At 72.8% G+C, this 4,811-nt stretch carries 7 protein-coding genes; 2 read left to right on the top strand and 5 right to left on the bottom strand.

The features are described 5' to 3' along the window. Positions 1–138 precede the first annotated feature (138 nt). The 3 genes from rplT to infC all read right to left on the bottom strand — a co-directional run bounded on the left by rplT (position 139) and on the right by infC (position 1,552). Entirely contained in the window at positions 139–522 is a 384-nt protein-coding gene (gene rplT, locus E1283_RS31915; protein ID WP_132821653.1) for a 50S ribosomal protein L20, read from the bottom strand. Between the two features lie 110 nt (positions 523–632). Next, positions 633–827 (bottom strand): 50S ribosomal protein L35, encoded by a 195-nt coding sequence (gene rpmI / locus E1283_RS31910; protein WP_132821652.1) that lies wholly within the window; start codon positions 825–827, stop codon positions 633–635. A gap of 62 nt (positions 828–889) precedes the next feature. Then, a complete protein-coding gene (gene infC, locus E1283_RS31905) occupies positions 890–1,552 on the bottom strand; it encodes a translation initiation factor IF-3 (RefSeq protein ID WP_132821655.1) in 663 nt (220 codons plus the stop codon). Between the two features lie 334 nt (positions 1,553–1,886). Between infC and E1283_RS31900 the strand changes: the two genes are divergently transcribed. Further along, on the top strand, positions 1,887–2,327 hold the full coding sequence (locus E1283_RS31900; protein WP_132821651.1) for a DUF1844 domain-containing protein: 441 nt from the start codon (positions 1,887–1,889) through the stop codon (positions 2,325–2,327). Here E1283_RS31900 and E1283_RS31895 read toward each other — a convergent pair. Continuing rightward, a complete protein-coding gene (locus tag E1283_RS31895) occupies positions 2,281–3,012 on the bottom strand; it encodes an MIP/aquaporin family protein (RefSeq protein WP_132821654.1) in 732 nt (243 codons plus the stop codon). The genes E1283_RS31900 and E1283_RS31895 overlap by 47 nt on opposite strands. Positions 3,013–3,195: 183 nt before the next feature. After that, positions 3,196–3,924 (bottom strand): SseB family protein, encoded by a 729-nt coding sequence (locus tag E1283_RS31890; RefSeq protein WP_132821650.1) that lies wholly within the window; start codon positions 3,922–3,924, stop codon positions 3,196–3,198. A 247-nt stretch (positions 3,925–4,171) separates the two neighbouring features. Between E1283_RS31890 and E1283_RS37665 the strand changes: the two genes are divergently transcribed. Further along, positions 4,172–4,811 (top strand): serine hydrolase (locus E1283_RS37665; RefSeq protein WP_481906711.1); only part of this gene is annotated, 640 nt, incomplete at its 3' end.

The following is a 4,811-nucleotide window of genomic DNA, read 5'->3' as shown; positions in this document are numbered from 1 at the left end:
CGCTATCTCTTCGGCCGACGCGGTGGGCGGCGGGCGGCGTGGGAGCCCCCGGAGGGGGCGACGAAAGCGCCGGACCCGCAGGCGCGGGGCCTGCGGGTCCGGGCGATGGCTGACGGTCGACAGCCGGAGCGTGACCGCTCAGGCGGCCTTGGGGGCGTTGACGTCGCTGGGCAGCGCCTTCTGGGCCGTCTCGACCAGGACCGCGAACGCGTTCGGGTCGTTGACCGCGAGCTCGGCGAGCATCTTCCGGTCCACCTCGATCTCAGCGGCCTTCAGGCCCTGGATGAAGCGGTTGTAGGTGACGCCGTTGGCGCGGGCGGCGGCGTTGATCCGCTGGATCCACAGCTGCCGGAAGTCGCCCTTGCGCTTCTTGCGGTCGTTGTAGTTGTAGACGAGGGAGTGGGTGACCTGCTCCTTCGCCTTGCGGTAGAGGCGCGAGCGCTGACCGCGGTAGCCGCTGGCCTGCTCCAGAACAGCCCTGCGCTTCTTGTGGGCGTTGACTGCCCGCTTGACGCGTGCCACGTGTGTACTCCTTGTAGGGGGGCCGCGGGATGGTCACGCGGTCCTGAAACGGATGGGGTCCCGGTCGGACGCCCGGGTGTCCGCGGCCGGTCGGCCCGCGGACCCGCGGGTCACTTGCCGAGAAGCTTCTTGATCCTCTTGGCGTCGGCCGGAGCCGTCTCCGTCACACCGGCGAGGCGACGGGTCAGCGTCGACGGCTTGTGCTCCAGGTAGTGACGGCGACCGGCGCGAGGGCGCATCACCTTGCCGGAGCCAGTGATCTTGAAGCGCTTACTGGCACCGCTGTGCGTCTTGTTCTTCGGCATGTCGCCGTTCTCTCCTCGTCGTCTTGCTGATCGTTGACGCCCGGCATGGGGCGTCGGCCGCGTCAGGCCGACGCCTTGCCCTGCTGGCGCTCGGCCTGCTCGCGCTCGGCCTGCTGGCGCTCGGCCTTGCGGACGGCCTGTGCCTCCCGCGCCTCGGCCATCGCCTCGGTCTTCTTCTTGTGCGGACCGAGAACCATGATCATGTTCCGGCCGTCCTGCTTGGGGTTCGACTCAACAAAGCCCAGATCCTGGACGTCCTCAGCGAGCCGCTGCAGCAGCCGGTAGCCCAGCTCGGGGCGGGACTGCTCACGACCGCGGAACATGATCGTGATCTTGACCTTGTCCCCCTGCTTGAGGAACCGGACGACGTGACCCTTCTTGGTGTCGTAGTCGTGCGGATCGATCTTCGGCCGGAGCTTCATCTCCTTGATCACCGTGTGCGCCTGGTTCTTGCGCGCCTCACGGGCCTTCATGGCCGACTCGTACTTGAACTTTCCGTAGTCCATGAGCTTGCAGACCGGCGGGCGGGCGTTGGCCGCCACCTCGACCAGGTCCAGGTCGTACTCCTGGGCAAGCTCCAGGGCCTTGGCAAGCGGCACAATGCCGACCTGCTCGCCACTGGGACCGACGAGTCGCACCTCGGGGACGCGAATCCGGTCGTTGATACGGGGCTCGGCGCTGATGGGGCCTCCTCGGTTTGCGCCGCACGGTTGCCTGGCGGACAGCCGTGCCGGGATCGTTCCTGGCGGACAGCCGCTCCAGGACGCAGAAAACGCCCCGAACGGCACACAGGCGGGGCTCCTTGCAGACCGGGAGCACCGCCGCAGCATCACCGCGGGGCGCAGCCTGACCATTGACCTGCCGGCCTCTCGGGCCGATCAGGTGGGAGTACGGAGCCTCCACTTGCGGGCCGGGCACTCGAGTGTCCGGCCGGTCGCATATCAGGTTACACCACCCCGGCGACAGTCGCTTCCGGCCGGGATCCCGGGGTTCTCCGACGGTATCCGGCCGCCCGGGGCGCGCGCGGGGCGGCCCCGGGCCGGGCCTACCCTGGTCGGCATGAGCGACACCGCACCGGCCGGCCGTCCCGGCGAGACCCCCGACCACGCCGCCCCCGACGGCGGGGCCGCCGACGTCCGGGCCGACGACGTCCAGGATCTGACCCGCGACATCGCCGACGTGCCGGCGGTCGAGGTGATCACCACCGTGGCGGTGCACCTGATGAGCTCGGCGGCGGTCAACCTGGGCCTGGCCGAGGACGGCGAGGCGCACAAGGACCTGGACGAGGCCCGCAAGCTGATCACCGCGCTCGCCGGCCTGGTGACGGCCAGCGCCACCGAGGTGGGCTCCTACCACGCGGCGCCCCTGCGGGACGGTCTGAAGTCGCTGCAGCTGGCGTTCCGCGAGGCGTCGGCGGTGCCCGACGAGCCGGGCCAGGGGCCGGGCGAGAAGTTCACCGGGCCGGTCCTCGGTTCGCCCGCCTCGCGCTCAGGTCGTTGAGCCAACCGCTCCTCTCGGGGTGGATCAGCTGGTGCACCAGCACCGCCACCGCGGCGCCGACCAGCGGGGCGATGATGAACAGCCACAGCTGGGCGAGCGCCGAGCCGGTCGCGAAGATCGCGGTGGCCAGGCTGCGCGCCGGGTTGACCCCGGCGCCGGTCAGCGGGATGCCGACCAGGCTGATGGCGCCCAGCGCAAGGCCGACCGGCACGGCGTCGAAGCCGCGCAGCGCCACCCGCGGGGTCGCCGAGAGGTAGACGAAGACCAGCAGGAACGTCAGCACCGCCTCGACGACGAACGCGCCGCCGAGCGAGAGGCCCACCGCCGAGCGGTCGTCGAACCCGTTGCTGCCGAAGGCGCCGTGCGTGCCGAGCCCCGGCACCTGCTTGGCCACCAGGAAGAGCAGGGCGGCGCCGACGATGGCCCCGGCGAACTGGGCGATCCAGTAGGCCACCGCGGCGCGCACCTCCATCCGCCCGGCGAGCAGCATGCCGAGCGTGACCGCGGGGTTCACCTGGGCCCCGGAGACGTGGCCGAACATGTAGATCAGGCCGAGCAGCACGAAGGCGAACGCCAGCGAGATGCCCAGCGTGCCGATGAACTCGCCGGCCAGCACCGCTGATCCGACGGCGAAGAAGACCAGGAGCAGGGTGCCAAGGAACTCGGCGAGGAGCGGCTGCTCCATCGCCTCGGTGTCCGCCATGGGTTCGGTGGCGGCGGAGTCGGTCTTGCCGGGCTCGCTCTCGGCGGACATGGCGCCCTCCAGTGCCAGACGTTCGGTCGTGCTGGCAGTCTCCGGCACCGACGTACCGGACGCATGTCCTTGCCACCATGCGGGTGAGCCCGGCGTGGCCCGCCGGCGGCGGGTTCAGCGGCGGTAGGTCGGCTCGCCCGGCAGCGTGGCGTCGGGCGGCAGCACGGCGAGCTGGAGGCCGCGCACCAGGTGGGCGCGGAGCGTCGCGTCGGCGGCGAGCGCGCCGGCCAGCCGGCGGACGGCGTCGGCGGTCGGCGCCGCGGGGTCGAGCGACAGCGCCAGGGTGGCGTCGGCGTTCCGGCCGCCCGGCACGAGTCGGGCCGCGCGCACGGCCGGTTCGGTGGCGAGCACCGCGCGGACGGCTTCGGCCACGGCCGGAGGGACGGCGGGGTCGCCGCCGGCGGCGACGGCGCGCAGCGCGGGCCCCGACAGCTCGTAGGCGACCGGCCCCGCCACGTCGACGACCAGGGCGCCGGCGTTCTCCTGGACGGCGGCGCGCAGCGCCTGGGCGGTGGTGACGGCGACGGGCCGGGCGTCGGCCCGCCAGCGGGCCATGGTCCCGACGGCCGTGAACACCGGGAGCGCGCGCCGGCCGTTGGGCAGTTCCAGGGTGAGGACGGCCATCTCGCTGCTCTTCTCGCGGCGCAGCCCGTCGGGCCCGGTCTCGGCCTCGCCGAGCACGGCGACGACGGGCACCAGCAACCGGGCGTCGGCGAGCGCGGTCACCAGACGCGGCTCGGCGCCCGGGTCGCTCGCCCAGGCGTCGAGCGCGGACCGGAGCTCGGGGTGGGCGGTGCCGTCGTCGTCGGCGAAGGCGGGCTGCGGGATGTTCTTCGGGGCCACGGCGACGAGGTTAGGCGGCACAGCGGGCGGGCCGGCCGGCGGGGCCCGTGGGGGGTGGCGCCAGCCGTCCGGGCGCCCCTCTTCCGGGGCATGTTCCGCGACACGCCCGGTCGCCACCCATCCGTGGCGGCGGGCCGTGATAGGGGCGGGCGTCCGGCTCGTCACGTGATCGTCGTCACGTCCCGTTACGCGTTCTTCATGCGGGAGGCGGTGACTCGGGCACCTGTGCGGGATACGGTGCGGAGTCATGAGCCTGATCCCCGGACCGGTAGCACGGCGGATCCGGCCTGCCCTGGTCGTGAACGCCGCGCTCGCCACCTCGCTCCTCGCGGGCACGGTGGCCAGCGACTCCGTGCGCGACGCGGCCGACGCGGTGCTCGGCGCCGCCGACCAGCCGGCGGACGACGCCCTCGACGCCGCCAACGCCACCCCCTGGCCCCGCGCCACCTCGGGTACGTCGCCGCACGCGCTGGCGCCTGCCGCCCCGAACGCCGTGCTCGCCGAGTCCCTGGCGCCGCTGCTCGCCGACCACCGCACCCGACTCTCCGTGACGGTGCTGGCCGAGGACACCGGGCTCACGGCCAGCTTCGGCGCCGGCAGGTTCGACACCGCCAGCATCGTCAAGGTGAACATCCTCGCGGCGCTGCTGCTCCAGGCGCAGGACGAGGAGCGCGAGCTGACCGCGGCCGAGCGCGCCCAGGCGGCCGTGATGATCCAGCAGAGCGACAACGACGCGGCCGACGAGCTGTGGCGGACGATAGGCGGCCTGAGCGGCCTCGACGCCGCCAACCTTCTCCTGGGACTCGGTGGCCTGCTCGTACTTCTTCTCCTCGACGAGCCGCTCGCGGTGCGAGGCGCGCAGCTCCTCAAGGGTGTCGAACTCGCTG

The organism is Streptomyces hainanensis, from assembly GCF_004348415.1.
Taxonomy (GTDB): domain Bacteria; phylum Actinomycetota; class Actinomycetes; order Streptomycetales; family Streptomycetaceae; genus Streptomyces; species Streptomyces hainanensis.
The sequence above is the reverse complement of the archived record's forward strand: the minus strand, read 5'-3'. Positions and strand labels throughout refer to the sequence as shown.

Coding starts and splice junctions, on each gene's coding strand:
- E1283_RS31895 (WP_132821654.1), bottom strand. CDS start 3,012: ATGGAGCAGCCGCTCCTCGCCGAGTTCCTTGGCACCCTGCTCCTGGTC.
- rpmI (WP_132821652.1), bottom strand. CDS start 827: ATGCCGAAGAACAAGACGCACAGCGGTGCCAGTAAGCGCTTCAAGATC.
- E1283_RS31900 (WP_132821651.1), top strand. CDS start 1,887: ATGAGCGACACCGCACCGGCCGGCCGTCCCGGCGAGACCCCCGACCAC.